Source organism: Pseudomonas sp. DY-1 (genome assembly GCF_003626975.1).
GTDB lineage: Bacteria > Pseudomonadota > Gammaproteobacteria > Pseudomonadales > Pseudomonadaceae > Metapseudomonas.
Map to the genome: position 1 here is coordinate 3,087,072 of NZ_CP032616.1, position 26,362 is coordinate 3,113,433.

Sequence of the window (26,362 nt, forward strand, 5' to 3'; positions counted from 1 at the left end):
CAGAGGTAGGTCAAACCAGGGAACGGGCGATGATCTCCTTCATGATCTCGTTGGTACCGGCATAAATCCGCTGCACCCGCGCATCCGCCCAGGCCCGAGCTACCGCGTATTCCCACATGAAACCGTATCCACCGTGCAGCTGCACGCATTCGTCCAGCACCTTGCACTGGAGGTCAGTACCCCAGTACTTGAGCATCGCCGCCGTCGGCACATCCAGCTTGCCTTGCAGGTGCAGCTCCAGGCAGCGATCAACGAAAACGCGGCCGATCTGGATCTCCGTTGCCATCTCCGCCAGCTTGAAACGGGTGTTCTGGAACTCGGCGACAGATTTACCGAACGCCTTGCGCTCACGTGTGTAGTCCAGGGTCCAGTTAAGCGCCGCTTCGGCCGACGCCAGGGCACCGATGCCGACGGTCAGGCGCTCCTGAGGAAGCTCCTGCATCAGATAGGCGAATCCCATGCCGGCCTGTCCTAGCAGGTTTTCCTTTGGAACCCGAACATCCTGGAAGAACAGCTCGGATGTGTCCTGAGCCTTCATGCCGACCTTTTCCAGCCGCTTGCCCTTGGCAAAGCCGGGGGTTCCCGCCTCGACCAGGAATAGGCTGGTGCCTTTCGCCCCCGCCTTCGGGTCGGTCTTGGCGACCACGATCACCAGATCAGCGAGGAAGCCGTTGGTAATGAATGTCTTGGAGCCGTTGATGACGTAATCGTCGCCGTCCAGTACCGCAGTGGTTTTCACGCCCTGGAGGTCAGAACCGGCACCGGGCTCAGTCATGGCAATGGCCGTCACCAGCTCACCACTGACCAGTCTGGGTAGATACTTCAGCTTCTGCGCCTCGGAACCGTAATGAAGGATGTACGGTGCAACGATGTCGGAATGCAGGGAGAAGCCGATACCAGTCAGACCCAGGCGGCCGATCTCTTCGATCACCACCGCACTGTAGAGAAAGTCGGCGCCCATCCCGCCGTACTCTTCCGGGATATGCGAGCAAAGCATTCCGGCCTCACCCGCCTTGTTCCATAGGGCGCGATCGATGTGGCCGTCCTTTTCCCACTGGTGGTGGTAAGGCACTGCCTCCTGCTCGAGGAACTTGCGCACACTGTCGCGGAATAGTTCGTGATCGGAGCTGAACAGGGTTCTTGGGATCATGGCATCACCTTGGAATGACACTGCGTGTCGTATGGGGTCAGAGGCAACCGACTCTAGGCCAGTCCCCTCCCCCGCCACACTGGACACTTAGGACAAAAAATAAGACGATCCAGCCGCAGAATGACCGCTTTCCCCTAATAAGAACAACACCATGAGTATTACGCAGTCCCCCAACCTTCGACAGGTCAGCATCCTGGCCATCGATGGCGTCTTCGCCTCCACCCTCATGCAGGCCAAGGACTTCTTCCACATGGCCAGCTTGCGCTTCGGCAAGCTCCAGGGTAAAGGCCTCACACCTGCTTTCCGGACCCGCCTGGTCAGCCCTGATGGCCTGCCAGTCGACAGCTTCAGCGACGTGAAAGTCCCAGTCGACGGGCCGCTGGACGACGCAGAGATCATCATCATCCCTGCCTTCTGGGGCGACTTCGATGCCCTGCTATCTCGTTATCCGCAAGTCTGCGAATGGCTGCGCGCGCGTCACGCCGCCGGCAGCGCCATCTGTGGCGAGGCCACTGGTGTGTTCTGGATGGCCCAAGCGGGGCTTCTGGATGGAAAGGAAGCCACTACTTACTGGCGCTTCTTTGGTGAGTTCGCCGAACGCTTCCCCAGGGTATTGCTGAACCAGGACAAGCATCTTTCCGACGCCGACAACCTCTACTGCGCTGGCGGCGTCACCTCGGCCTGCGATCTCTATATCTACCTGATCGAACGCTTCTGTGGCGCCGGCATCGCTCAGGCGGTGGCCCGTGACATTCTCTATGAAGTCCAACGCAGCTATACCCCGGGCCGCATCGGCTTCGGCGGACAGAAGCTGCACCACGACATGACCATCCTGCAGATCCAGCAATGGCTGGAAGACCACTTCGCCGACAAATTCCGCTTCGAGGACGTGGCCCGCGACCACGGTATGAGCATTCGCAACTTCATGCGGCGCTTCCAGGCAGCCACTGGCGACAAGCCCCTGCATTACCTTCAAAGGTTACGCATCGAAACAGCAAAGGGGCTTCTTTCGGGTACGCGCAAGAGCATCAAGACCATCAGTTACGAGGTGGGCTACGACGACGCCAGCTTCTTCGCCCGCCTGTTCCGCCAGCACACCCAGCTCTCTCCGAACCAATACCGGCACCAGTACCAGCAGAAAGGTGAGTGAAGCGGAGTTCGCTCACGCTCAGCTCATGCACCTGCCGCTGCAGCAGTCCCGCTGGCGCTAGCCAGCGATTCCGCCACCTCCTGGCACTGCCATCCCAAGGATGGGTTGGCCCCATGCCTCATCGCCCTATGATCGGCCCATGCCCGAACGGGTTGCCCAGACCCCGCGCCTGTCATCGCGCGGGAGGAAAACAACAAGAAAAGGTCCATCGCCATGCGCCGCTACCTGCTTGCACTGCTGGCCGCCTGCAGCCTCACCGCTGTGGCGGATGAAAACTGGAAACCCTTCCCCTACGACAAGGCCGCCTATGACTACTCCGGCGACAAGCTGCGCGAAGCCTGGCCGCGCCTGACTCGCGGATTCGGTCCCAACTACCCCTATCCGGATGCCGACTGGGTCGTGACCATGGCCAGCCAGTACCCCAAGGCCCTCGAACTGACCGTGACTGGAAATACCGGCTTCACCGGCAAGCCCGAGGAAGCCGAAGCCTACGCAGCGAAGCTCCAGGATGTCTGGCGCCTGATGTTCCGTGGTGACTTTGCCCAGGCCAAGAAGCAGGGACTTGCCCTGGGTGTTGGTGGCCAGGTGCCGGCAATGTTCGCCCAGGTGGTCTACGCCATGTTTCTCGTACCGGACCAGGAGGAGAAGCATCGCCTGCTGGAGGAAGTGATCCGCTACACCGATGAAGCCGGCGACCTGGTCAAGGCCGATGTGGTCGCACAGTTCGGTCGCGCCTATGCCAAGGCCCGGTTGGGCGAAGAGCTGCCGGTACCGGTGGTGCTCAAGCGCGGGTATACCAGCCAAATCCCCGATGAACTGGATGCCCTGTTGAAGACGCAGCCTGGGCAACCCTTCGCCCTGGCCCTCTACGGTGGCTACGAAGCCGGTGTCATTCGCAAGGTGGGCAAGCTGGTGGGCAAGATGACCTACGGAGTCAGCTCGGACAAGATGGAGCAGTACTTCGCCCGCTCCTTCAAGGCCATCGACGATTTGCCCATAGGCCACTACGAATACGCCAACGCCCTGGAGTACGTATACGGCGAGGACGAGGAAGCCAGGGTCCTGGAGCACCTGAAAATGGCGGTGGCGATCAAGCCGATCAACGCCATGGAAGCCCTGGAAGTGGCTCATGCACAGAGGTTGCTGAAACAGCAGGAACAGAAGCTGGCGCAGAACTGACACACCAGCGGAAATGAAAAAGGCTGCCTTCAGGCAGCCTTTTTTCGTACGCATCTCAGGGTTTGTGAGGCCGCGAAAGGAACTCGTGCGATTGCATCTCCAGCAGCCGGCTCAACGTACGCTGGAACTCGAAATTCAATCGGCCACCGGAATAGAGATCCTTCAGCTCCACCTCGGCGGAAATGATCAGTTTCACGTTGCGATCGTAGAACTCGTCCACCAGGTTGATGAAGCGGCGCGCCATGTCGTCCTTGGCCACGCCCATCTGCTCGACGTTGGCGAGGATCACCGCGTGGAAGATCTTGCCAAGCTCGATGTAGTCGTTCTGGCTGCGCGGACCGTCGCAGAGTTCGCGGAACTCGAACCAGGCAACGTCTTCGCAGACGCGGACGGCTCGGATCTCGCGGTTTTCGATCATCAGGGCTTCGTTTTCCTGCGCCATGGTGCAGTCCGGCAAGAGGCTCTTGAAGCTGCGACTCAGGCTGGCTTCGGCTTCAGCGTCCAGCGGGAAGTGGAACAGCTCGGCCTGCTCCAAGGCGCGCAGGCGGTAGTCCACGCCGCTGTCGACGTTGACGATGTCGGTGTGCTCCTTGAGCAGAGCAATCGCCGGCAGGAAGCGCGCACGCTGCAGGCCATCCTTGTAGAGGCCGTCGGGAACGATGTTGGAAGTCGCCACCAGACTGACACCATTCTTGAACAGCTCCTCGAGGAGCGTGGCCAGGATCATGGCGTCGGTAATATCGGAGACGAAGAATTCGTCGAAGCAGATTACCCGGGCCTCGTCGGCAAATCGCTTGCCGATGATGGTCAGCGGGTTCTTCTCGCCCTTGAGGGTTTTCATCTCCTCGTGGACGCGCTTCATGAAGCGGTGGAAGTGGGTACGCATCTTCTGCTTGAACGGCAGTGCCTCGTAGAAGGTATCCACCAGGTAGGTCTTGCCGCGACCCACGCCACCCCAGAAGTACAGGCCCTTCACCGGACCTTGGCGCTTCTTGCCGAACAGACTGCCCAGCAATCCGGGCTTGCTGCGTTCATCGGCGATCAGGTCGTCATACAGCCGCTGCAAATGGCGAACGGCGGTTTCCTGCGCGGCATCGTGGAAAAAATCCGGCCGCTTGAGATCGGACTGGTAGCGCTCGAGGGGGGTCATGATCGATAGCAAGGCAACGAAAAACGGGGCAGGTACTTTAGAGCCTGCCCCGTCGATTGGCAATTGGCCGGCTGAACCGGCCGCTGGAAAGACAGTTATTCCTGGGGGGCGAGAGCCGAGTAGAGGCGCTGGATCGCCGCATCTCGGGCCGCAGCATCGGCGAACGCCGGGCTGGAGGCCACTTGCTCATCGTCCAGCCAGATGCCGAACGCGTCTTCTTCCACACGCAGATCCAGCTCATCGCCCGACTGCAGGCGCTTGCTGGCCTGGCCAGCTGCTTTGCCGTCGGCAAAAGATCGCGAGAGCAGCAACTGCTCGCCATCGGCGTCCAGCAGGCGGAAGCGGAAGCTGCCATCTTCATCGCGGAAGCTGACGAAACGGGCGCTCTTGGCGGCCTTCTTCTTGGTGTCGCCGCCGGCCTGCACGTTGGTGCGGAAGGAACGCAGGCCGACCGCCTCACGCAGCTCGTTGAGGAAAGGCGTAGCGATCTTGCGAGCCTTGGCGGCGCCAGCTAGGAGAATGTCTTCCAGATCGGATGGACGCTCGATCAGTGCGTGATAGCGCTCGCGAGCCTCACCCAGTTCGTTGTCCAGCAATTGGAACAGGCGCTGCTTGGCTTCACCCCAAGCAAGGCCCGCCAGCAGGTCGGCGCGGAACTCGGCCAGCTGCACTGGAGTGGCGAAGGCCTGGTAGAGGGTGAACAGGTGGGCGTTGTCCGGATCCTTCGGTTCACCCGGCGCGCGGGAGTCGGTGACGATACGGGCAATGGCGTCCTTCAGTTGCTTGGCACTGCCGAACAGCGGAATGGTGTTGTCGTAGCTCTTCGACATCTTGCGGCCATCGAGACCGGGCAGGGTCGCCACTTCTTCCTCGATCACCGCCTCGGGCAGGGTGAAGAACTCACGGCCAGCGCCGAACAGGTGGTTGAAGCGCTGACCGATGTCGCGGGCCATCTCCACGTGCTGGATCTGGTCGCGCCCTACCGGCACCTTGTGCGCGTTGAACATCAGGATGTCCGCAGCCATCAGCACCGGGTAGCTGTACAGGCCCATGGTGACACCTGCGTCCGGGTCTTCACCGTTCTCCAGGTTCTTGTCCACGGAAGCCTTGTAGGCGTGCGCGCGGTTCAACAGCCCCTTGGCACTGACGCAGGTAAGCAGCCAGGTGAGTTCGGGAATTTCGGGAATGTCGGACTGGCGATAGAAGGTCGCCTTGTCGGTATCCAGGCCACAGGCCAGCCAGGTGGCGGCGATTTCAAGCCGCGAGCGCTGGATACGGGCCGGGTCGTCGCACTTGATCAGTGCGTGGTAGTCGGCCAGGAAGTAGAAGGAGTCGACGTCGCTGGCGCGGCTGGCGACGATGGCCGGGCGGATTGCGCCCGCGTAGTTGCCCAGGTGCGGCGTGCCGGTGGTGGTAATGCCGGTAAGGATTCGAGTGCTCATGGAGTTCGCTTGTCGGACTACGTTCAGAATCAGAGACGCGGCAGGACCAGGTCCTTGAGATCGGTCAGCTTGCCGTGGAAGAAGTGCCCGCATTCTGCCACTTTCAGCAGCTCATGGGGACGCGCAAGGCCGGCGGACCAGTCGTAGACCGCCTGGGGTGGGACGACCTCGTCGGCGTCCGGCTGGATGACGGCCAGTTCACCCCTCTCGGGCAACGGGTTGTCCGCAGTCAGGCGCATTACGGCCGGAGCCACCATGAACAGACGCGGAACCGTGATGCCCTGACGTTCCAGACGACCAGCCAGACTGGCCGCAACGAAGCCCCCGAAGGAGAAGCCGAACAGGGTCAGCGTCAGCTCCGGACGTTGCGCACGGAACCAGTGGGCCGCAGCTTCGGCATCGTCCACTTCGCCTGTTCCCATGTCATGACTGCCAGCGCTGGCACCCACGCCACGATAGTTGAATCGCAAGGTGCTGTAGCCTGCGTCACGGGCAGTGCGCTGCAGGGTAGAAACCACTTTGTTGAGCATGGTGCCGCCTTGCACCGGGTTGGGATGACAGATCAGCGCCAGGCCCTTGGCCTCAGGCAAATCAAGATGCAACGCCTCGAGTTGACCACATGGGCCATCGAGCAGAAGAGGGTTTTCGCGGATCAACAAGGGAAACTCCGTGACCTCGTGACGGGTCGACTCGTCTTGGATTAGCACAACAGGGCTTGTGTCGCGGTATACAGCGCGGATTCGAGCCGTTAACGTAAAGCAAAGCCGTTTATAGAGGAAGGACTCGTGGAACAGTCGCTCACCGTCTGGTTGTTACCAGCCTTCGCCCTGCTCGCCGGTATCGGCATCGGTTTCCTGATCGCCCGTCTGGTGCCAAATGCGGCTCCAAGCCGGACGCAGCGTCAGCTGGATGATCTGCAGGAACGCTTCGATACCTATCAGAGCGAGGTGGTCACTCACTTCAACACCACCGCCAGCCTGGTGAAAAAGCTCACCCAGAGCTACCAGGAAGTACAGGAGCATCTGTCCGAAGGCGCCAGCCGCCTGGCTCTGGACGAACTGACCCGCCAGCGTCTGCTGGCTGCGCTGCACGCTGACGAGGCTGCCAGCCCACGCGAGCGCCTGACCCCGCCCAAGAGTAACGAAGCACCGAAAGACTATGCACCCAAGGCACCGGACGCCCCCGGCACCCTGGACGAGACTTTCGGCCTTAAAGGCAAGTACTGATTTCCAGCAGGCTGGCCCAACGGCCGGTCTAATCGGAAGGCAATAAAAAGCCCCGCATTTGCGGGGCTTTTTATTGGGCTAGGCGTTAGATCGCACCGCGTTCGCGGAGCACCTCAAGCACCAGCTTCACACCTTCTTCCACATTGACGGACTGAGTATCGATCACCAGATCGGCATTCAGAGGAACATCGTAGGGGAAGGACTCACCCGGGATATTGTCCTGGCCAGCAGCGTAGAGGCCTTGTGGATCACGCTCGCGGCATGCCAGTGGCGATGCCTGCACGTAGACGGTGATCAGACGGTCGGCACCGATCAGCGCCTTGGCCTGCTCGCGCCCTTCGGCATCCGGCGCCACGAAAGCAGCCAGGGTAACCAGGCCGGCTTCGTTGAACTGACGCGCGACGTGAGCGGCTCGACGCCAGTTCTCAGTGCGCCCAGCTCGATCTTGCGGCAGTCCCTTGTTCAGGTCGTGGCGCAGGTTCTGACCATCAAGCACGTAGACGGCACGCCCCATGTCGAACAGCTTGCGCTCCACGGCATAGGCCAGTGTGCTCTTGCCAGCGCCGGACAGGCCACTGAACAGCACGGTTGCCGGTTGCTGGCCGAACCGAGCGGACCGCTCTTCGCGAGAAACGTGGGCCAGCTTGCCATGGTGGCCAACGACGTTACGGCCCGCCTGCGGGTCGGCAATGATCATGCCGGCGCCGACGGTGCCATTGGTCAGGCGGTCGATAACGATGAAAGCACCAGTCGTGCGGTTCTGCTCGTAGCCATCGAGAGCAACGGAGGCATCCAGGCTGACCTTGACCTTGGCGATCTCGTTCAACTGCAGGCTGCTGGCTGGGGCTTCTTCAAGGGTATTGACGTCCACCTTGTGCACGATGCTCGGGATGGAGCCCGGCACATAGCTGGTTGCGCGCTTGATGTCGTATTTCTTGCCCGGAAGCATGGGCTCCTCGGCCATCCATACCAGCATGGCGTCGAAGCTGTCGGTCACCACGGGACGGTTGTCGGCATGTACCAGCATGTCGCCGCGGGAGACGTCGATCTCGTCTTCCAGGGTCAGGGTAACCGCCTGGCCGGGACCTGCCTGCTCCAGTTCACCTTCGTAGGTGACGATGGACTTGACCCGGCTACCCTTGCCGGACGGCAGGGCTACCACGTCGTCCCCCTTGCGCACGATGCCGCTGGCGAGGGTGCCGGCGAAGCCGCGGAAGTTCAGGTTCGGACGGTTCACGTACTGCACCGGGAAGCGCATATCGGAGACGTTTCGGTCGCCGGCGATTTCCACGGTTTCAAGGATTTCCATCAGCGACTGCCCGGTGTACCAGGGCGAGCGCTCGCTCTTGTTCACCACGTTGTCGCCCTTCAGCGCCGACATCGGCACGAAGTGGATCGAAGTGGGGTTGAGCTTGATGCGTTCGGCAAACTGCAGGTAGTCGGCCTTGATGCTCTCGAACACACCCTGGTCGAAGTCTTTCAGGTCCATCTTGTTGATGGCGACGACGATGTGCTTGATACCCAGCAAGGACGCGATGTAGCTGTGCCGGCGGGTCTGGGTCTGCACGCCGTAGCGGGCATCAACCAGGATGATGGCCAGGTCGCAGGTGGACGCGCCAGTGGCCATGTTACGGGTGTACTGCTCATGGCCGGGCGTGTCGGCGATGATGAACTTGCGCTTGGCGGTGCTGAAGTAGCGGTACGCCACGTCGATGGTGATGCCTTGTTCGCGCTCGGCCTGCAGGCCGTCAACCAGCAGTGCCAGGTCGACATCGTCACCGGTGGTGCCGACTTTCTTGGAGTCGCGGGTAATGGCTTCCAGATGGTCTTCGTAGATCATCTTGGAGTCGTGCAGCAGACGCCCAATCAGGGTGCTCTTGCCGTCGTCGACGTTGCCGCAAGTTAGGAAGCGCAGCAGTTCCTTGCGTTCGTGCTGGGCCAGGTAAGCGAGGATGTCCTCGCTGATCAGATCGGATTGGTGGCTCATGGTGCGGAATCCTTAGAAATAGCCCTGACGTTTCTTCTCTTCCATCGAGCCGGCGGCGTCGTGGTCGATGACCCGCCCCTGGCGTTCGGAAGTACGGGTCAGGAGCATTTCCTGGATGATTTCCGGCAGAGTCGTAGCAGTGGATTCCACCGCACCGGTGAGCGGGTAGCAGCCCAAGGTGCGGAAACGCACCATACGCTTCTCGATGCGTGCTTTCTCTTCGTCGGAGAGATGCTCGAGGATGCGCTCGTCGTCGATCATGATCAGCGTACCGTTCTTCTCGATGACTTCACGCTCGGCGGCGAAGTACAGCGGGACGATCGGGATCTGTTCCAGATAGATGTACTGCCAGATGTCCAGCTCGGTCCAGTTGGACAGCGGGAAGACGCGGATCGACTCGCCCTTCTTCACCTTGCCGTTGTAGACGTTCCACAGTTCCGGGCGCTGGTTCTTCGGGTCCCAGCGATGCTTGCTGTCGCGGAAGGAGTACACACGCTCCTTGGCGCGGGACTTCTCCTCGTCGCGACGGGCGCCGCCGAAGGCCGCATCGAAGCCGTACTTGTCGAGTGCCTGCTTGAGGCCCTCGGTCTTCATCACGTCAGTGTGCTTCGCGCTGCCATGGGTGAAGGGGTTGATGCCCTGGGCGACGCCTTCCGGGTTCACATGAGTGATCAGGTCCAGGCCCATTTCGGCGACCATCTTGTCGCGAAACTGGTACATCTCCTGGAACTTCCAGCGAGTGTCGACATGCATGACCGGGAACGGCAGCTTGCCAGGGAAGAACGCCTTGCGCGCCAGGTGCAGCATGACGGCGGAGTCTTTACCGATGGAGTAGAGCATCACCGGGTTGTCGAATTCGGCGGCCACTTCACGAATGATGTGGATGCTCTCCGCCTCCAGCTGTTTCAGGTGCGTCAGTTTATCGAGCATGGCTACTCACGAAGGTCTTTCTGATACGACGGCCGGCGGGCCGTGGACGAGCGGGCACTCTATCACAGCAGAAGACTCTAACTGGAGGACGGCTTATACCAAAAAAATATACTTATATAGCCGTACGAATTCAGTGACATAGACGTTGCCAGGACCATTTCACCTGAGCCACGACGCAGCCTCGGAGGGTGCAGCAGCTCGGCGGCTCGCACCTTCCTCGGACTTCTGCCAAGAGGGTACGACAGGGCCGGCAGGGCAAACTCAACTCGCGACTTGTGCCTGCGCAGCGGCGCGATAGCATAGCCGGCACATTTTCCTGTCCGGAAGACTTTCTATGCGCCGCGTCGCTTTCGCCCTGCCTTTGCTCGTCCTGATCTCCGCGTGCAGCAGCAAACCAACTTCCGTCCCAAAGCCGGTCCAGAAGCCAAAGCAACCGACGCTCATAACTCCCAGTGCCCATCCGACATTCGGTTCGGTGCAACCGATCACGCCGCTGCGCGGCGACTTCGCGGGCAACGTCAGTGCCCGGCGCTTCATCGATCGCATGGTCAGCCAGCACGACTTCAATCGCCAGCACCTGCAAGACCTGTTCTCCCAAACCCGCGAACTTGATTGGGTGATCCGCCTGATGGACCGCCAGGCGCCCACCTACACACCGCCCAGTGGCCCCAACGGCGCCTGGCTACGCTACCGAAAGAAATTCATCACACCGGGCAACGTGCGCAACGGCGTGTTGTTCTGGGACCAGCACGAAGCTGATCTGCAGCGCGCCTTCCAAACGTACGGCGTACCGCCGGAAATCATTGTCGGCATCATCGGTGTGGAGACCCGTTGGGGACGCGTAATGGGCAAGACTCGGATCATCGACGCGCTGGCCACCCTTTCCTTCTCTTACCCTCGCCGCGCCGAGTTCTTCAGTGGCGAACTTGAGCAGTTTCTTCTGCAGGCGCGCAAGGAAGGTGACGACCCACTGTCGCTGCGCGGCTCCTATGCCGGCGCGATGGGCTATGGACAGTTCATGCCGACGTCCTTCACCAAATATGCCGTGGACTTCGATGGCAACGGACAACGAGACTTGTGGAACCCCCGCGATGCTATCGGCAGCGTGGCCAACTACTTCAAGCAGCATGGCTGGATCACCGGCGACGCCGTCGCCGTGCGCGCCATCGGCCAGGCGCGCTCGCTGGAAGACGGCTTCAAGACCCAATATCCGGTCAGTGTCCTGACTGCAGCCGGGCTCCGGCCGCAAAGTTCGCTGGGCAATCACCAAAGCGCCAGCCTGCTGCGCCTGGACATGGGCAACACCTACCAGTACTGGTATGGCCTACCAAACTTCTACGTGATCACCCGCTATAACCACAGCACGCACTACGCCATGGCGGTGTGGGAACTGGGCAAGGCGGTGGAGAGCCAACGTCACGGCTCCCGATGAAAAACGGCCGGTTTACTGAGCCGGCCGTTTTTTCTTTGCCATACGAACTCAGGCAGGATTGGCGCAGTCGATGAACAAGTGCTCGATGGCGAAGCGCTTGGCCAGGTAGTCGCCTAGCGCCTGCACGCCATACCGCTCAGTGGCATGGTGGCCGGCGGCGATGAAACTGACACCATTCTCCCGCGCGCTATGCACTGTCTGTTCGGAGACTTCGCCAGTGAGATAGGCATCGACACCCGCAGCAATCGCCTGATCGATATAGCCCTGTCCACCGCCGGTGCACCAGCCGATCCGGCTGATCATGCGATCGCCCTCCACCACCAGGGGTTCACGCCCGAGCACCTCGCGTACGCGACGGGCGAAGTCGGTGGCGGTCATGGGCTCGGCCAGGGAGCCGATCAACCCGACAGTCCGCGGATTATCCGGCTCCAGTGGGCCTTCGACGATGATGTCCAGTTGGCGCGCGAGCTGCACGTTGTTACCCACATCCGGATGCAGATCCAGCGGCAAGTGATAGGCGAGCAGGCTGACGTCATTGGCTAGCAGGGTCTTCAGGCGACGCTGCTTCATGCCCACCACACAGGGGTTCTCGCCTTTCCAGAAGTAGCCGTGGTGCACCAGTACTACGTCCGCCTCAGCCTCCACTGCTGCGTCCAACAACGCTTGGCTGGCGGTGACGCCGGTGACGATCCGGCTGACCTGCGGACGCCCCTCGACCTGCAGGCCGTTGGGGCAGTAATCCTGGATGCGCGCGGCGTTGAGGTAACGGTCCGCTTCTTCTACCAGGGTGTTCAGGGCAATCGCCATGGCATTCCTCACAAGCTGTTGCGGACGGCTCGTTTTTAACAAGCGCCCTCGTATAATGGCGCCACCTTAAGGGGCACCCCTGCCCCCCGCAACCCTCAGGATTCTCCCTCGATGCTCAAGGCCCTGCGATTTTTCAGCTGGCCCCTGATTGTCGGCGTGCTCGCGGCACTGCTGATCATCCAGCAATACCCGGAATGGGTCGGCCTGCCCCGCCAGGAAGTGCATCTGCAGGAGGCCCCCAAGTTCAATTTCACCCGCCAGGGCCCCGACTCTTATGCCGATGCGGTCACCAGTGCATCGCCTGCGGTTGCCAACCTCTACACCACCAAGATGGTGAGCAAGCCGGCGCATCCGCTGTTCGAAGATCCGCAGTTCCGCCGGTTCTTCGGTGACAACCTGCCGCGCCAGCGACGCATGGAGTCCAGCCTGGGTTCGGCGGTGATCATGAGCCCGGAAGGCTACCTGCTGACCAACAACCACGTGACCGCAGGTGCCGACCAGATCGTGGTAGCCCTGAAGGACGGACGTGAAACCCTGGCACGCCTGGTGGGAAGCGATCCTGAAACCGACCTCGCGGTGCTGAAGATCGACCTCAAGGATCTCCCGCCGATCACCCTCGGCCGCTCGGACAATATCCGCATCGGCGACGTTGCCCTGGCGATCGGTAACCCTTTCGGAGTCGGCCAGACCGTGACCATGGGCATCATCAGCGCCACCGGCCGGAACCAGTTGGGCCTGAACACCTATGAAGACTTCATCCAGACCGACGCCGCGATCAACCCCGGTAACTCCGGCGGCGCGCTGGTTGACGCCAACGGCAACCTGATCGGCATCAACACCGCGATTTTCTCCAAGTCAGGTGGCTCCCAGGGCATCGGCTTCGCCATTCCGGTCAAACTGGCGCTGGAAGTCATGAAGGCGATCGTCGAGCACGGCTCGGTGATTCGCGGCTGGCTAGGCATCGAAGTACAACCCCTGACCCCGGAGCTCGCGGAATCCTTCGGCCTGGAAGGTCGCCCCGGCATCGTAGTCGCCGGCATCTACCGCGACAGCCCAGCCCAACGCGCCACCCTGCAACCCGGTGACATCATTCTCAGCATCGACGGCGAACCGGCTGGTGACGGCCGCCGCTCGATGAACCAGGTGGCGCGTACTCGCCCCGGTGAAAAGGTAAGCATTCAGGTGATGCGCAACGGCCAGGAACTGGAATTGACCGCAGAAGTCGGTGTGCGGCCGCCGCCCAGTAGCAACGGCGGCAGCTGATCGATAAACACGGCGCCTGAGGGCGCCGTTTTCGATTTCTGGGCCAAAGCAGGAATCATCCGACGCTGGACAAGAACGATTCTCGCCTTGCAAAATGTTATGTTATTACATCTTCTGCGAGACTTCCGATGCGCTCCCACCACCTCGCGCCTGTCACCGGGTTGCTTCTCAGCCTGCTGGGCGAAGCCACTGCCGCCGAAGCGACCCTCCCCCTTCTACTGGACGACATTCAGATCAACGAGCACCGTCAGGAAAACGCGGATGGCCCGGTACGCGGCTACCGCGCAACCCGTTCGGCCAGTGCTACCCGCACCGATACCGATATCCGCGACATCCCCCAGGCGATAAGCGTGATTCCGGCTCAAGTGCTGGAGGACCTGGACATTTCCCGCCTCGATCGAGCCTTGGATTTCGCCGGGGGCGTATCGCGGCAGAACAACTTCGGCGGCCTGACCTTACTCTCCTACAGCATCCGCGGCTTCACCACGGGCGAGTTGTACAAGAACGGTTTCGCAATAAACCGCGGCAGCTACAGCTCGCCAGACACCTCCGTCATCGAGCGCATCGAAGTGCTCAAGGGACCCGCCGCCAGCCTGTATGGGCGCGGCGATCCGGGTGGCACTGTGAATATAGTGACCAAGAAGCCCCAGGCCGAACGCTTCTCGCGCTTCAAGGCCAGTGCCGGGAGTTGGGACCGCTATCGCGTCAGCCTGGATGTCAACGCGCCGCTCGATGATGAAGACATGCTGCTGTCGCGCATCAATCTGGCAACTGAGGACAACAGCAGCTTTCGCAACCATGCCGGCAACCAACGCCTGGCGATCAGCCCCTCCCTGAGCTGGCAACTGACCCCCGATACCCGCCTGCTGCTGGAGACGGAGTTCGTCCAGCACGAATCGGTGTTCGATCGCGGTATCCCGGCCGTGAACGGAGAGCTGGGAACGGTCAAACGCTCCACCTTCCTCGGCGAACCCTACGACGGTGAAGTCCGCAATCGCAACCAGATGATCCAGGCCAGCCTGGAGCATCACCTCAATGACAGCTGGAAACTGCGCCTGGCCAATCATTACGCCCAGGGACACTTGCAGGGTGACTCCTCAGAGACCTCACGACTGATCGGCACCCAGGTGACCCGTTTCTATCGCCAGCGGGATTTCGAGTGGAACGACAGCATCACTCAACTGGAACTGCATGGCCTCTTCGAGACGGGCAATTGGCTGCACCAGAGCCTGGCTGGCATCGAGTACGAGAACTACCGCAACAGCCAGAAGTACCCACAAAGCCTGACATCACTGGATTACGGCCTGGACATCTATAACCCGGTGTACGGCAGGCCGAAGCCGCCAATCGTCAATCCAAACGACTTCTTCGAACAGGTGGAAAGCCGCGCATTGAACCTGCAGGACCAGATCGACTTCGGCCAAGGCTGGAAGGGCTTGATCGGCGCCCGCTTCGAACATTTCGAACAGACGGCACTGAACCGCGCGACGCGAATCAGCAATGGCCAGGACAAGGAAAGCCTGACCCTGCGAAGCGGCCTGCTCTACCAGCTGACACCAGAGATAGGCCTGTTCGCCAACGCGGCGACATCAGTCAAACCCAACGCAATCGGCAGCCAGGGCACTGGCTTCGATCCGGAAAAAGGTTTCGGCAAGGAGGCTGGCTTAAAGCTCGACCTGCTGGGTGGCCGCATCGGTGCAACGGTCGCACTCTTCCACATCGACAAGGAAAACGTACTCACGGCCGCCCCAAACAATCCCGGCGAAAACATCGCAGCCGGCCGCGCGCGCAGCCAGGGCCTGGACCTGCAGGTCAGTGGACAGCTGACCGACACGGTACGGCTGATCGGCGCCTATGCCTACATCGACGCCGAGATCACCAAGGACAACGTGCTGCCCGAAGGCAGTCGCCTGCTCGGCGTGCCCGAGCACAGTGGCAGCCTGCTGGCTGTCTATGAGTTCAAGGGCGGTCGTCTGCAGGGCTCGGATATCGGAGCCGCCCTCAACTATGTCGGCAATCGCTCCGGCCAGGCCGGCAGCCCGCTCGAGCTCCCTGCCTACGCCACCCTCGACCTGCTCGCCCATTACGAGGCGAGCGAACGAGCAACAGTCGGCCTGAACCTCAACAACCTCTTCGACCGCAAGTACTACGAGCGCTCGTACAACAGCGCTTGGGTCATGCCCGGCGAGCCCCGCAACCTCAACTTCAGTCTCACCCTCGACCTCTGATAGGAAATCTCCATGCGCCTGGACAAACGCTTCTTCCTCACCCCCATCCTTGCAGCTGCCTTCGCAGGTCACGTTCATGCCCACGGACTGTGGACCGAACAACGGCGCGGCAACATCGAAGTGATCTACGGACACGGCGCCGAAGACGACGCCTTCAAGGCGGATAAAGTCAGCGGTGCCTGGGCCTTTGACGCACAGGGGCGGATGATCCCGGTGTCGGTCGAGCGCCTGGTGGACCATGCACGGCTCAAACCCTTGAAAGCGCCAGCAATCCTGGCGGTAGCCCTGGACAACGGTCCTTGGTCGCAGACCGCCGACAAGCAGTGGATAAACCAGGGGCAGCGGCAGGTTCCCGGGGCTGTTGCGTCCATCCATACCTGGAAGTACAACCTGGCGTTTTATCAATCAGGAACGCAGCTCCCGGAGCTCAAGCGCATACGCCTGGCGATAGTGCCGGAAGCCGATCCGCTGGCGGTTGGACCGGGTAATTCGCTGCCGGTAAGGGTGCTACTGGACGGCAAGCCGGCGTCCGGTGTCGAACTGATCGGCGACTACCGGGGCGAACCCGATACCGTAAGCGCCACAACCGACGCCGACGGTCGCGCCAAGATGCCGGTACGCAATTCCGGGCTGAACATCATCGCCGCCCAGGTCACCCTGGATACTCCGAACGATCCCGACGTGAAACAGCACGGACTGTTCAGTTCGCTGACCTTCCTTGGCGCACCGCACCACGAATGAGCGCCCAAGAAAAAAGCCGAGGCGGTGACCCGCGCTCGGCTTTTCTTTTACTCACCCGCGAAAATCAGAGATTACGCAAGGCATCCAGCAACGCCTGGTTCTGCTCGGGCGTGCCAATGGTGATGCGCAGGAACTGGGCAATTCGCTCCTGCTTGAAGTGGCGAACGATCACGCCCTGTTCGCGCAATCCAGCGGCAATGCTGGCGGCATCCTTCTGGGGATGGCGCGCGAATACGAAGTTGGCCGCCGAGGGCAGCACCTCGAAGCCCAGCTTTCCCAGATCAGCCACTAGCGATTCGCGGCTGTCGATCACCTTGCGGCAGGTTGCCTCGAAGTACGCCTTGTCTTCGAACGCAACCGCGGCACCAGCGATTGCCATGCGATCCAGCGGGTAGGAGTTGAAGCTGTTCTTGATCCGATCCAGCGCCTCGATCAGGTCCGGATGGCCGACAGCCAGGCCAACCCGCAGCCCCGCCAGAGACCGGGACTTGGACAGGGTCTGGGTCACCAGCAGGTTCGGATAGCGGTCCACCAGGCTGATAGCCGTCTCGCCACCGAAGTCGATGTAGGCCTCGTCCACCAGCACTACGGTGTCCGGGTTGGCCCTGAGCAGACGTTCGATAGCCTCCAGCGCCAGCAGGCAGCCAGTGGGTGCATTGGGGTTGGGGAAGACGATGCCGCCATTGGGGCGCGCATAGTCTTCGACGCGAATCTGAAACTGTTCGTCCAGCGGCAGCGCCTCGAAGGGGATGCCATACAGCCCACAGTAGACCGGGTAGAAGCTGTAGCTCACATCCGGGAACAGCAGCGGCTTGCCGTGCTGGAACAGGCCGTGGAAAGCGTGTGCCAGGACCTCGTCCGAGCCGTTGCCGACGAACACCTGGTTCGTCTGCACACCGTAGTAGTCGGCCACCGCCTGCTTCAGGCGGTCACTGTTCGGGTCTGGATACAGGCGCAGGTTGTCACCCACCTCAGCCTGCATGGCCGCCACCGCTTTGGGCGACGGACCGTAAGGATTCTCGTTGGTGTTCAGCTTGACCAGCTTCGCCAGCTTGGGCTGCTCGCCAGGAACGTAGGGCACCAGGCCCTTGACGAAGGGACTCCAGAATTTGCTCATGCTCACTCCCCCTTGATGCGGAATTCGGCGCTGCGCGCGTGGGCTGTCAGAGACTCGCCCCGGGCCAGGATGGACGCGGTCTTGCCCAGTTCGGACGCGCCGTCGGCCGAGCAGAAAATGATCGAGGAACGCTTCTGGAAGTCGTACACACCCAGCGGTGAGGAGAAGCGCGCAGTGCCGGAGGTCGGCAGAACGTGGTTCGGACCAGCGCAGTAGTCGCCCAAGGCTTCGGCGGTATAACGCCCCATGAAGATGGCGCCGGCGTGGCGGATATGCGGGAGCCAGGACTGCGGATCGGCAACGGACAGCTCCAGGTGCTCGGGAGCGATGCGGTTGGCCACTTGGCACGCCTGGGCCTCATCGGCCACCAGGATCAGTGCGCCGCGGTTCTCCAGGGAGGTGCGAATGATCTCGGCACGCTCCATGGTCGGGAGCAGTTTGTCGATGCTGGCGGCAACCTTGTCGAGGAAGGCGGCATCGGGGCTGACCAGGATGGCCTGGGCGTCTTCGTCGTGCTCGGCCTGCGAGAACAGGTCCATGGCGATCCAGTCGGGATCGGTGCCGCCATCGCAGACCACGAGAATTTCCGACGGACCAGCAATCATATCGATACCTACCTGTCCGAAGACGTGGCGCTTGGCCGTGGCGACATAGATGTTGCCCGGACCGACGATCTTGTCCACCTGGGGCACGCTCTCGGTGCCATAGGCCAGTGCGGCCACCGCCTGGGCGCCGCCGATGGTGAAGACACGGTCCACCCCAGCCACACAGGCAGCCGCAAGGACGATCTCGTTGATTTCGCCGCGAGGCGTCGGCACGACCATCACCACCTCGGCAACTCCAGCGACCTTGGCGGGAATCGCATTCATCAACACGGACGACGGATACGACGCCTTGCCGCCGGGTACATAAAGACCTGCGCGATCCAGCGGAGTTACCTGCTGGCCCAGTACCGTGCCGTCAGCTTCGGTGTAGGTCCAGGAGTCCTGTTTCTGCTTCTCGTGATAGCTACGCACACGAGCGGCAGCGGTTTCCAGCGCCTTGCGCTGCTCGGCGGTAATACGGGTCAGGGCCAGCTCCAGGCGCTCGCGCGGAAGGATCAGTTCCGCCATGGTGGTCGCCTGCACACCGTCGAAGCGCTGGGTGAACTCGACTACAGCAGCGTCGCCACGCTCACGCACGGCCTGGATGATGTCGAGGACACGCTGGTTGACCGCTTCGTCGGATACGCTTTCCCAGCTCAGCAGATGATCCAGGTGTCGCGCGAAATCCTGATCAGCGGCATTGAGTCGGCGGATGGCGATTGGAGCGGTCATAGCGGGCCTCTTGAATGGCAATTGCTCGGGCGCCGCTAGAGTAGCAAGCCCACCGTGCGGGCACCCGAGAATATTGGCTATGACACGGATAGGCGCGTGCGGCGCAGGGCCGCACTCAGGTGTCAGCTGGGGTGTCGAGACTCGACCGCGCTGCGCAGCACTTCGATCAGTGCCTGGATGCGCGCGTGCTGCATCTTCATCGATGCCTTGTTGACGATCAGTCGCGAGCTGATGGTGGCGATCAACTCCTGGGGTTCCAGGCCGTTGGCGCGCAGGGTATTGCCGGTGTCGACGACGTCGATGATCTTGTCAGCCAGGCCCACCAGGGGCGCCAACTCCATCGAGCCATAGAGCTTGATCACATCGACCTGGCGGCCCTGTTCGGCGTAGTAGCGTTTGGCGACGTTGACGAATTTGGTGGCTACGCGAAGGCGCCCCTTTGGCTCAGGCGCACCGATCGCGCCAGCGGTCATCAGCTTGCAGCAGGCGATCCTGAGGTCCAGCGGCTCGTACAGGCCCTGGCCACCGTACTCCATCAACACGTCCTTGCCAGCAACGCCGAGATCGGCCGCGCCATGCTCGACATAGGTCGGCACGTCAGTGGCACGCACGATGAGCAGGCGTACATCCTCCTGGGTAGTAGGGATGATCAGCTTGCGGCTCTTGTCCGGATTCTCGGTCGGTACGATGCCGGCCTCGGCAAGTAGCGGCAGGGTGTCGTCGAGAATTCGGCCCTTGGACAGCGCGATGGTGAGCATGAAACTGGATTTCCTTGGCTACGGCCCTTGACGGGCCTGTTGCGCGGTCATCACGGACCGGCCCTTTCAGGGCCGGCCCGCATTTCGACCTAACCCGGCACGCGGCGAATCTTGGCGCCGAGCAACTGCAGTTTTTCTTCGATGCACTCGTAACCACGGTCGATGTGGTAGATGCGGTCGATCAGGGTATCGCCCTCTGCCACCAGACCGGCAATCACCAGGCTGGCGGAAGCGCGCAGGTCGGTCGCCATGACCGGTGCGCCCTTGAGCTTCGGCACGCCGGTAACGATGGCGGTGTTGCCTTCCACCAGGATCTGAGCGCCCATGCGATTCATTTCGTAGACGTGCATGAAGCGGTTTTCGAATACGGTCTCGATCACCGCACCGGTGCCTTCGGCCACGGCGTTCATGGAGATGAACTGGGCCTGCATGTCGGTGGGGAACGCCGGGTACGGCGCAGTGCGCACGTTGACCGCTTTCGGGCGATTGCCCTTCATGTCCAGCTCGATCCAGTTGTTGCCGGTGTTGATGTGTGCACCGGCCTCTTCCAGCTTCTGGAGCACGGCTTCGAGGATGGTCGGATCAGTGTCCTTGAGCTTGACGCGGCCACCAGTGGCGGCAGCTGCCACCAGGTAGGTACCCGTTTCGATACGGTCGGGCATCACGTTGTAGCGCGCACCGCCAAGGCGTTTCACGCCGTCGATGGTGATGGTGTCGGTACCCGCACCCTGGATCTGCGCGCCCATGGCGATCAGGCAGTTGGCCAGGTCAACCACTTCCGGCTCGCGGGCAGCGTTCTGCAGAACGGTACGGCCGTTGGCCAGCGCTGCAGCCATCATGATGTTCTCGGTACCGGTCACACTGACCGTATCGAAGAAGAAGTTGGCGCCACGCAGGCCGCCGGCCGGAGCCTTGGCCTTGATGTAACCACCCTCGACGTCGATCTTCGCGCCCATGGCCTCGAGGCCGCGGATGTGAAGGTCAACCGGACGCGAACCAATGGCACAGCCACCGGGAAGCGCTACTTCGGCTTCACCAAAGCGAGCCACCATCGGACCAAGCACCAGGATGGAAGCGCGCATGGTCTTGACCAGCTCGTAGGGCGCGACCAGGGTCTTGATACTGCTGGCGTCGACTTCAACGGCCAGCTTCTCGTCGATCACTGGCTGCACGCCCATGCGACCGAAAAGTTCGATCATGGTGGTGATGTCGTGCAGGTGCGGAAGGTTAGCTACGGTGACTGGGGTATCAGCCAGCAAGGTAGCGGCCAGGATCGGCAACGCAGAGTTCTTGGCGCCGGAAATGCGGATCTCGCCATCGAGGCGTTGACCGCCGGTAATAATCAGTTTGTCCATTGCTCTCTCGAAAGCTGGGCTCAGGAACGCTCGGCCCAATCGGCCTGGCTGAAGAATTTCATGGTGACAGCGTGGATGCTGCCATCAGCGATCCAGGCGTTCAGGTGGGCGTATACCTGTTGCTGACGCTTCACCGGGCTCAGGCCGGCCAGCTCGTCGCTGATCAGGTTCAACTGGAAGTTGCAGCCTTCCCCTTCAACTTCCACCTGGGTACCTGGCAGTTTCGCCTCCAGGAGGCTTTTCACTTCTACGGCCTGCATGCTCAACCTCAATCGGCGCCCAACGCGCGCGGGTCGGCCATGATACAAAAAAGCCCTCTGCCTGCGAACCCCGCGCGCGCGGGGCCAGACGGAGGGCGGTTTGATCGAATCAAGCCTCCAGCGGCAGCAGCTCGGTCAATCCGGAGACGTCGGCAATCTGCCGCATGTCTTCTGGCACTCCACGTACCGTTAACGACTTACCGGAAGCGCTGGAATCGCGCATGAAAGCCAGCAGCAGCGCGAGGCCGACACTGCTGGTCTTCTCTACCGCGGAGCAGTCCAGCAGCACGGAGGCGGTGCTGCTCGTCTGGATCAGCCGCCTCCCGTCTTCGCGCAGTTGCGGTCCGGTGCTGTAATCGAGCACGCCAACCAGGCGCAACTCGCCCGGAGCGGCCTGTTCGATACGGGCCTCGCTCATTGACCGCCCGCCTGCTTGGCTTCTTCAGACTGTTTGGCCTTGGCAACCACTTCGGCCCAACCATTGATGGTCTTGTCGAGGTCGTTACCATTGCGCTGCATGGTGTCGGCGAACTGGTCGCGGAACAGCTTGCCGATGTTGATGCCGTTGATGATCACGTTGCGCAGCATCCACTGCCCATTGACGTTCACCATGGTGTAGGAAACCGGGTAGACGGTGCCTTTGCTGTCTTTGACCTCCATGCCGACGCTGGTGCGCTCAGGATCTTCCTGCTTGGCCGGCAGTACACGAATTTCCTGGTTGTCGTACTCCAGCAGGGCATTGCCGTAGAACTGGATCAGGCTGCGTTTGAAATTATCCTGGAAGCGCGTCATCTGCTCAGGAGTAGCCTTACGCGAGTACTTCACGGTCATGATGCTGCGGGAGATGCCATCGGCATCCACCACTGGACCAAGAATGCCGTTCAGGGCCTCGTAGAACGCGTTCGGGTCGCTGCGATATTGCTCTTTATTGGCCCTCAGGTCGGCCAGCAGCTGGTCGGTGGTTTGCTGCACCACATCGCGCGCGCTCGGCGCAGCGGTGGCCAGCAGAGGCAGGGCCGCCAGCAGGACCAGCAGGCCGTTACGCAGGGCATTGATCATGTTTCGCATCCTCATTTGCTCTCTTTGTTGACCGAGTTCAGCAGGAACTTGCCGATCAGGTCTTCCAACACCAGGGCCGACTGGGTGTCACGGATGGTTCCGCCATCCTTGAGCAGTTCCTCGTCGCCGCCGACGCTGATGCCAATGTACTTTTCACCCAGCAGGCCGGCCGTGAGGATGGACGCGGTGGAGTCCGCAGGCAGGTTGTCCACACGCTTTTCGACTTCCATCGTGACGCGGCCGGTGTAGCTGTCGCGATCCAGATCGATCGCTGTAACCTTGCCGATGGTGACACCGGCCATGGTTACCTTTGCTCTGACAGTCAAACCGGCAATATTGTCGAAATGCGCGTAAAGCTTATAGGTGTCATCGCTGACGCCGTAGGACAGGCCGCTGACCCGTAAAGCCAGCAGCAGCAAGGCCAACAGACCGGCCAGGAGGAACAGGCCGACACCAATCTCCAAGGTGCGGATTTGCATCAGAAATCTCCAAACATCAAGGCGGTCAGGATGAAGTCCAGCCCCAGCACGGCGAGCGAGGCATAGACCACGGTTTTAGTCGTAGCGCGGCTGATCCCTTCCGAGGTCGGCTCGCAGTCATACCCTTGGAACACGGCGATCCAGGTCACCACGAAGGCGAATACGACGCTCTTGATCACGCCGTTCAGCACATCCTCGGTGAATTGCACACTGTTCTGCATATTGGCCCAGAAAGAGCCCTCATAGACGCCCAGCCAGTCCACGGCCACCATGGCGCCACCCCAGATGCCCACGACGCTGAAAATCATCGCCAGCAGCGGCATCGAGATAAAGCCGGCCCAGAGCCGGGGGGCGATGATGTACTTGAGCGGGTCGACGCCGATCATTTCCAGGCTTGAGAGCTGCTCGGTGGATTTCATGTTGCCGATCTCGGCGGTCAGCGCGGAGCCAGCCCGACCAGCGAAAAGCAGGCCGGTCACTACTGGACCAAGCTCACGCAGCAGCGTCAGCGCCACCATCTGGCCGACTGCCTGCTCTGAACCGTAGTCGACCAGGATGTTGTATCCCTGCAGGGCCAACACCATGCCGATGAAAACGCCGGAAACGACGATGATCGCCAGCGACATCACGCCGACGGCATAGAGCTGCTTGACCAGCAACTGAAAGCCATTGCCAACGCCAGTGCGGCCGAACAGGGCATGCAACAGGAACAGTGTGGAGCGCCCAAGCGCTTCCAGCACGTCCAGACCAGAACGCCCGAGCAGGCGAACGCGCTCGAGCAAGGACTTCTTGCGCATCAGCGCCCCCCCAGCAAGTCTTTGCGGTAATCAGGTGCCGGGAAATGGAAGGGCACCGGTCCATCCGGAATGCCTTTCATGAACTGGCGGATACGCGGGTTATCGGAATTCATCAGCTCGTCCGGAGTTCCCTGCCCCAGCACCTGCGCATCACCCACCACATAGATGTAGTCAGCAATGCTGGCGGTTTCCGCCAGATCGTGGGAAACCACGATGCTGGTGATACCGAGTGCATCGTTAAGCAGGCGAATCAAGCGCACCAGAACCCCCATGGCAATGGGGTCCTGACCGACGAACGGTTCGTCATACATCAGGATCTGAGGATCGAGCGCAATTGCGCGCGCCAGCGCCACGCGCCGCTTCATGCCGCCAGACAACTCGTCCGGCATCAGTTCGATGGCGCCACGCAGGCCAACTGCCTGAAGTTTCAGCAAGACAATGTCACGAATCATTTCCTCAGGCAGCTTGGTGTGCACCCGCAAAGGAAACGCGACGTTCTCGAAGACATCCAGATCGGTGAACAACGCACCGCTCTGGAACAGCACGCCAAACTGCTTGCGCATGTCGAACAGGTCGGCGCGGGAGAGCTTGGGCAGATTCTGACCGTTGACCCAGACTTCGCCACTCGCGGGCTTGAGCTGGGCAGCAATCAGGCGCAGTAGCGTGGTCTTGCCGCAGCCGGAAGGCCCCATGATGCCGGTAACCTTGCCGCGCGGGATACGAATATCGACGTCTTGGAAAATGCTGCGCGCGCCACGATTGAAGGTAACCCCCTTCAACTCGACGGCGTAGGTGTTTTCGGCACTCATCTAGACTCCTTGCGATACAGCCTCCCTGGAAGACGACGCGCCCCAACGCAAGGACACTCCGCTCAGAACGGGCCGAACAGGGCGCGAACTATATCACCGCGGCCTTGCGCCTCCCAAGGCCACGCTAGCGTCTGTTCAGCTTTGCGACAGCTTCGACGCCATTGACGCGTGAGCTAAATCACCTTTATCGCTATAATCGGCGCCTTTTCCCCCGGCCACTGCATGCCCATGAGCCAATCCAGCGATCTCATCAAGTCCGCACAACGCACTATCCAGCTCGAACGCGAGGCGATCGACGCCCTTATGCCACGCATCGACGCAGATTTCGTTCGCGCCTGCGAACTCATCCTGGATTGCAAGGGACGCGTAGTGGTGGTGGGTATGGGCAAGTCCGGACATGTCGGGAACAAGATTGCTGCCACCCTGGCCAGCACCGGCACCCCATCCTTCTTTGTTCACCCGGCCGAGGCCAGCCATGGCGACATGGGCATGATCACCCGTGAAGACGTGGTCCTGGCGCTCTCCAATTCCGGCTCGACTGCCGAAATCGTCACGCTGCTGCCGCTGATCAAGCGCCTGGGAATCACCCTGATCAGCCTCACTGGCAATCCGGACTCGCCCCTGGCCAAAGCCGCAGCTGCGAATCTGGATGCTCGAGTAGGCCAGGAAGCCTGCCCACTAAACCTGGCTCCCACATCGTCCACCACTGCGGCGCTGGTCCTGGGTGACGCTCTGGCCATCGCCCTGTTGGAAGCTCGTGGTTTCACCGCCGAAGACTTCGCCTTCTCTCATCCGGGCGGCGCGCTTGGCCGTCGCCTCCTGCTCAAGGTGGAGAACATCATGCACAGCGGCGAAAGCCTGCCCAGCGTCGCCCGCGGTACGCCGCTGCGCGAAGCCCTGCTGGAAATGACACGCAAGGGCCTGGGCATGACCGCGGTGGTGGAAAGTGACGGCCACCTCGCCGGCATATTCACCGACGGCGACCTGCGCCGCACTTTGGACAAAGGTGTCGATGTGCGCCAGGCCAGCATCGACGACGTCATGACGGTGCACGGCAAGACCGTACGCCCCGACATGCTTGCAGCTGAAGCGCTGAAGATCATGGACGACCACAAGATCAACGTGCTGGTTGTGGTCGATGAAGACGACCGCCCCATCGGCGCCCTGCATATCCATGACATGACCCGCGCCGGAGTGATCTGATGAGCAATGAACTCCTCACTCGTGCCAAGGCCGTTCGCCTGGCCGTGTTCGACGTGGACGGCGTGCTGACCGACGGCCGCCTCTACTTCCTACCCGGCGGCGGAGAATTCAAGACCTTCAACACCCTCGACGGCCAAGGCATCAAGATGCTGATGAATGCTGGCGTGCGCACTGCCATCATCAGCGGCCGCCAGTCGGAGGTTGTCGAGCGTCGCGCACAGAACCTCGGCATACAGCATCTGTTCCAGGGGCGCGAAGACAAACTGGCTGTCCTCGACGGCCTGCTCGCGGAACTGGGGTTGAATTATGATCAGGTCGCCTACCTCGGTGACGACCTTCCCGACCTACCGGTGATTCGCCGTGTCGGCCTGGGCATGGCCGTGGCCAACGCCGATGCTTTCGTCCGCCAGCATGCCCATGGCATCACCCAGGCACGTGGCGGCGAAGGCGCAGCCCGTGAGTTCTGCGAACTCATACTGCGCGCCCAGGGCAGCCTGGAAGCGGCGCAAGCTGCTTATCTCTGA

26 protein-coding genes are annotated in these 26,362 nt (G+C 61.4%); 9 read left to right on the forward strand and 17 right to left on the reverse strand.

Annotated elements, in window-relative coordinates; all coding sequences use genetic code 11:
• Positions 1-10 precede the first annotated feature (10 nt).
• Positions 11-1,150: an acyl-CoA dehydrogenase family protein gene (locus D6Z43_RS14560; RefSeq protein ID WP_120652879.1), complete on the reverse strand. Its 1,140-nt coding sequence runs from the start codon at positions 1,148-1,150 to the stop codon at positions 11-13.
• 250 nt (positions 1,151-1,400) lie between these two features.
• On the opposite strand from D6Z43_RS14560, the gene D6Z43_RS14565 reads away from it, so the two are divergent.
• Both D6Z43_RS14565 and D6Z43_RS14570 read left to right on the forward strand, forming a co-directional pair.
• Positions 1,401-2,300, forward strand: coding sequence for a GlxA family transcriptional regulator (locus tag D6Z43_RS14565; protein WP_162945902.1), 900 nt, complete (start codon positions 1,401-1,403; stop codon positions 2,298-2,300).
• A gap of 213 nt (positions 2,301-2,513) precedes the next feature.
• Positions 2,514-3,479: a hypothetical protein gene (locus D6Z43_RS14570; protein WP_120652881.1), complete on the forward strand. Its 966-nt coding sequence runs from the start codon at positions 2,514-2,516 to the stop codon at positions 3,477-3,479.
• A gap of 55 nt (positions 3,480-3,534) precedes the next feature.
• On the opposite strand, the gene zapE is transcribed toward D6Z43_RS14570, so the two are convergent.
• From zapE to D6Z43_RS14585, 3 genes are all read right to left on the reverse strand, one after another.
• Positions 3,535-4,629, reverse strand: coding sequence for a cell division protein ZapE (gene zapE, locus D6Z43_RS14575; protein ID WP_120652882.1), 1,095 nt, complete (start codon positions 4,627-4,629; stop codon positions 3,535-3,537).
• Positions 4,630-4,724: 95 nt separating this feature from the next.
• Positions 4,725-6,071 carry a tryptophan--tRNA ligase gene (locus D6Z43_RS14580; RefSeq protein WP_120652883.1) on the reverse strand — a complete coding sequence of 449 codons (1,347 nt, stop codon included), beginning with the start codon at positions 6,069-6,071 and terminating at the stop codon, positions 4,725-4,727.
• 29 nt (positions 6,072-6,100) lie between these two features.
• Positions 6,101-6,730, reverse strand: coding sequence for an alpha/beta hydrolase (locus D6Z43_RS14585; RefSeq protein ID WP_153922249.1), 630 nt, complete (start codon positions 6,728-6,730; stop codon positions 6,101-6,103).
• Positions 6,731-6,856: 126 nt separating this feature from the next.
• Here D6Z43_RS14585 and D6Z43_RS14590 point away from each other — a divergent pair, with 126 nt between their 5' ends.
• Complete coding sequence (locus tag D6Z43_RS14590; RefSeq protein ID WP_028628476.1) at positions 6,857-7,297, forward strand: YhcB family protein; 441 nt, start codon at positions 6,857-6,859, stop codon at positions 7,295-7,297.
• 85 nt (positions 7,298-7,382) lie between these two features.
• Here D6Z43_RS14590 and cysN read toward each other — a convergent pair whose 3' ends face one another.
• Positions 7,383-9,284: a sulfate adenylyltransferase subunit CysN gene (gene cysN, locus D6Z43_RS14595; protein WP_120652884.1), complete on the reverse strand. Its 1,902-nt coding sequence runs from the start codon at positions 9,282-9,284 to the stop codon at positions 7,383-7,385.
• A gap of 12 nt (positions 9,285-9,296) precedes the next feature.
• Positions 9,297-10,214 (reverse strand): sulfate adenylyltransferase subunit CysD, encoded by a 918-nt coding sequence (gene cysD, locus D6Z43_RS14600; RefSeq protein WP_120652885.1) that lies wholly within the window; start codon positions 10,212-10,214, stop codon positions 9,297-9,299.
• Positions 10,215-10,548: 334 nt separating this feature from the next.
• Between cysD and mltB the strand changes: the two genes are divergently transcribed.
• The gene (gene mltB, locus D6Z43_RS14605) at positions 10,549-11,646 is read left to right on the forward strand and encodes a lytic murein transglycosylase B (RefSeq protein ID WP_120652886.1); all 1,098 of its coding nucleotides are present in this window, start codon (positions 10,549-10,551) and stop codon (positions 11,644-11,646) included.
• A gap of 48 nt (positions 11,647-11,694) precedes the next feature.
• Here mltB and D6Z43_RS14610 read toward each other — a convergent pair whose 3' ends face one another.
• Positions 11,695-12,453: a Nif3-like dinuclear metal center hexameric protein gene (locus D6Z43_RS14610; protein ID WP_120652887.1), complete on the reverse strand. Its 759-nt coding sequence runs from the start codon at positions 12,451-12,453 to the stop codon at positions 11,695-11,697.
• A gap of 111 nt (positions 12,454-12,564) precedes the next feature.
• Here D6Z43_RS14610 and algW point away from each other — a divergent pair, with 111 nt between their 5' ends.
• From algW to D6Z43_RS14625, 3 genes are all read left to right on the forward strand, one after another.
• Entirely contained in the window at positions 12,565-13,716 is a 1,152-nt protein-coding gene (gene algW, locus D6Z43_RS14615; protein ID WP_120652888.1) for a Do family serine endopeptidase AlgW, read from the forward strand.
• Positions 13,717-13,844: 128 nt separating this feature from the next.
• Positions 13,845-15,944, forward strand: a complete 2,100-nt coding sequence (locus D6Z43_RS14620; RefSeq protein ID WP_120652889.1) for a TonB-dependent siderophore receptor — start codon at positions 13,845-13,847, stop codon at positions 15,942-15,944.
• Between the two features lie 12 nt (positions 15,945-15,956).
• On the forward strand, positions 15,957-16,685 hold the full coding sequence (locus tag D6Z43_RS14625) for a DUF4198 domain-containing protein (protein WP_120652890.1): 729 nt from the start codon (positions 15,957-15,959) through the stop codon (positions 16,683-16,685).
• A 64-nt stretch (positions 16,686-16,749) separates the two neighbouring features.
• Here the strand turns inward: D6Z43_RS14625 and hisC are convergent, their stop codons facing one another.
• From hisC to D6Z43_RS14675, 10 genes are all read right to left on the reverse strand, one after another.
• Entirely contained in the window at positions 16,750-17,802 is a 1,053-nt protein-coding gene (hisC, locus tag D6Z43_RS14630; RefSeq protein ID WP_120652891.1) for a histidinol-phosphate transaminase, read from the reverse strand.
• A 2-nt stretch (positions 17,803-17,804) separates the two neighbouring features.
• Entirely contained in the window at positions 17,805-19,118 is a 1,314-nt protein-coding gene (gene hisD, locus D6Z43_RS14635) for a histidinol dehydrogenase (protein WP_120652892.1), read from the reverse strand.
• A 122-nt stretch (positions 19,119-19,240) separates the two neighbouring features.
• Entirely contained in the window at positions 19,241-19,876 is a 636-nt protein-coding gene (gene hisG / locus D6Z43_RS14640; RefSeq protein WP_120652893.1) for an ATP phosphoribosyltransferase, read from the reverse strand.
• An 89-nt stretch (positions 19,877-19,965) separates the two neighbouring features.
• A complete protein-coding gene (murA, locus tag D6Z43_RS14645; protein ID WP_028628484.1) occupies positions 19,966-21,231 on the reverse strand; it encodes a UDP-N-acetylglucosamine 1-carboxyvinyltransferase in 1,266 nt (421 codons plus the stop codon).
• A gap of 20 nt (positions 21,232-21,251) precedes the next feature.
• A complete protein-coding gene (locus D6Z43_RS14650; RefSeq protein WP_120652894.1) occupies positions 21,252-21,491 on the reverse strand; it encodes a BolA family protein in 240 nt (79 codons plus the stop codon).
• A 109-nt stretch (positions 21,492-21,600) separates the two neighbouring features.
• The gene (locus tag D6Z43_RS14655) at positions 21,601-21,909 is read right to left on the reverse strand and encodes a lipid asymmetry maintenance protein MlaB (RefSeq protein WP_120652895.1); all 309 of its coding nucleotides are present in this window, start codon (positions 21,907-21,909) and stop codon (positions 21,601-21,603) included.
• Positions 21,906-22,550, reverse strand: a complete 645-nt coding sequence (locus D6Z43_RS14660) for a phospholipid-binding protein MlaC (protein ID WP_120655271.1) — start codon at positions 22,548-22,550, stop codon at positions 21,906-21,908. The genes D6Z43_RS14655 and D6Z43_RS14660 overlap by 4 nt, the downstream gene beginning before the upstream one ends.
• An 11-nt stretch (positions 22,551-22,561) precedes the next feature.
• Complete coding sequence (gene mlaD / locus D6Z43_RS14665; protein ID WP_120652896.1) at positions 22,562-23,029, reverse strand: outer membrane lipid asymmetry maintenance protein MlaD; 468 nt, start codon at positions 23,027-23,029, stop codon at positions 22,562-22,564.
• The gene (mlaE, locus tag D6Z43_RS14670) at positions 23,029-23,826 is read right to left on the reverse strand and encodes a lipid asymmetry maintenance ABC transporter permease subunit MlaE (protein ID WP_120652897.1); all 798 of its coding nucleotides are present in this window, start codon (positions 23,824-23,826) and stop codon (positions 23,029-23,031) included. Before mlaE ends, mlaD begins: the two co-directional genes overlap by 1 nt.
• Positions 23,826-24,635 carry an ABC transporter ATP-binding protein gene (locus tag D6Z43_RS14675; protein ID WP_120652898.1) on the reverse strand — a complete coding sequence of 270 codons (810 nt, stop codon included), beginning with the start codon at positions 24,633-24,635 and terminating at the stop codon, positions 23,826-23,828. Before D6Z43_RS14675 ends, mlaE begins: the two co-directional genes overlap by 1 nt.
• A 222-nt stretch (positions 24,636-24,857) precedes the next feature.
• On the opposite strand from D6Z43_RS14675, the gene D6Z43_RS14680 reads away from it, so the two are divergent.
• Positions 24,858-25,838: a KpsF/GutQ family sugar-phosphate isomerase gene (locus D6Z43_RS14680; RefSeq protein ID WP_174235584.1), complete on the forward strand. Its 981-nt coding sequence runs from the start codon at positions 24,858-24,860 to the stop codon at positions 25,836-25,838.
• Positions 25,838-26,362 carry an HAD family hydrolase gene (locus D6Z43_RS14685; protein WP_120652900.1) on the forward strand — a complete coding sequence of 175 codons (525 nt, stop codon included), beginning with the start codon at positions 25,838-25,840 and terminating at the stop codon, positions 26,360-26,362. Before D6Z43_RS14680 ends, D6Z43_RS14685 begins: the two co-directional genes overlap by 1 nt.

Coding starts and splice junctions, on each gene's coding strand:
- D6Z43_RS14560 (WP_120652879.1), bottom strand. CDS start 1,150: ATGATCCCAAGAACCCTGTTCAGCTCCGATCACGAACTATTCCGCGAC.
- D6Z43_RS14565 (WP_162945902.1), top strand. CDS start 1,401: ATGGCCAGCTTGCGCTTCGGCAAGCTCCAGGGTAAAGGCCTCACACCT.
- D6Z43_RS14570 (WP_120652881.1), top strand. CDS start 2,514: ATGCGCCGCTACCTGCTTGCACTGCTGGCCGCCTGCAGCCTCACCGCT.
- zapE (WP_120652882.1), bottom strand. CDS start 4,629: ATGACCCCCCTCGAGCGCTACCAGTCCGATCTCAAGCGGCCGGATTTT.
- D6Z43_RS14580 (WP_120652883.1), bottom strand. CDS start 6,071: ATGAGCACTCGAATCCTTACCGGCATTACCACCACCGGCACGCCGCAC.
- cysN (WP_120652884.1), bottom strand. CDS start 9,284: ATGAGCCACCAATCCGATCTGATCAGCGAGGACATCCTCGCTTACCTG.
- cysD (WP_120652885.1), bottom strand. CDS start 10,214: ATGCTCGATAAACTGACGCACCTGAAACAGCTGGAGGCGGAGAGCATC.
- mltB (WP_120652886.1), top strand. CDS start 10,549: ATGCGCCGCGTCGCTTTCGCCCTGCCTTTGCTCGTCCTGATCTCCGCG.
- D6Z43_RS14610 (WP_120652887.1), bottom strand. CDS start 12,453: ATGGCGATTGCCCTGAACACCCTGGTAGAAGAAGCGGACCGTTACCTC.
- algW (WP_120652888.1), top strand. CDS start 12,565: ATGCTCAAGGCCCTGCGATTTTTCAGCTGGCCCCTGATTGTCGGCGTG.
- D6Z43_RS14620 (WP_120652889.1), top strand. CDS start 13,845: ATGCGCTCCCACCACCTCGCGCCTGTCACCGGGTTGCTTCTCAGCCTG.
- D6Z43_RS14625 (WP_120652890.1), top strand. CDS start 15,957: ATGCGCCTGGACAAACGCTTCTTCCTCACCCCCATCCTTGCAGCTGCC.
- hisC (WP_120652891.1), bottom strand. CDS start 17,802: ATGAGCAAATTCTGGAGTCCCTTCGTCAAGGGCCTGGTGCCCTACGTT.
- hisD (WP_120652892.1), bottom strand. CDS start 19,118: ATGACCGCTCCAATCGCCATCCGCCGACTCAATGCCGCTGATCAGGAT.
- hisG (WP_120652893.1), bottom strand. CDS start 19,876: ATGCTCACCATCGCGCTGTCCAAGGGCCGAATTCTCGACGACACCCTG.
- murA (WP_028628484.1), bottom strand. CDS start 21,231: ATGGACAAACTGATTATTACCGGCGGTCAACGCCTCGATGGCGAGATC.
- D6Z43_RS14650 (WP_120652894.1), bottom strand. CDS start 21,491: ATGCAGGCCGTAGAAGTGAAAAGCCTCCTGGAGGCGAAACTGCCAGGT.
- D6Z43_RS14655 (WP_120652895.1), bottom strand. CDS start 21,909: ATGAGCGAGGCCCGTATCGAACAGGCCGCTCCGGGCGAGTTGCGCCTG.
- D6Z43_RS14660 (WP_120655271.1), bottom strand. CDS start 22,550: ATGATCAATGCCCTGCGTAACGGCCTGCTGGTCCTGCTGGCGGCCCTG.
- mlaD (WP_120652896.1), bottom strand. CDS start 23,029: ATGCAAATCCGCACCTTGGAGATTGGTGTCGGCCTGTTCCTCCTGGCC.
- mlaE (WP_120652897.1), bottom strand. CDS start 23,826: ATGCGCAAGAAGTCCTTGCTCGAGCGCGTTCGCCTGCTCGGGCGTTCT.
- D6Z43_RS14675 (WP_120652898.1), bottom strand. CDS start 24,635: ATGAGTGCCGAAAACACCTACGCCGTCGAGTTGAAGGGGGTTACCTTC.
- D6Z43_RS14680 (WP_174235584.1), top strand. CDS start 24,858: ATGCCCATGAGCCAATCCAGCGATCTCATCAAGTCCGCACAACGCACT.
- D6Z43_RS14685 (WP_120652900.1), top strand. CDS start 25,838: ATGAGCAATGAACTCCTCACTCGTGCCAAGGCCGTTCGCCTGGCCGTG.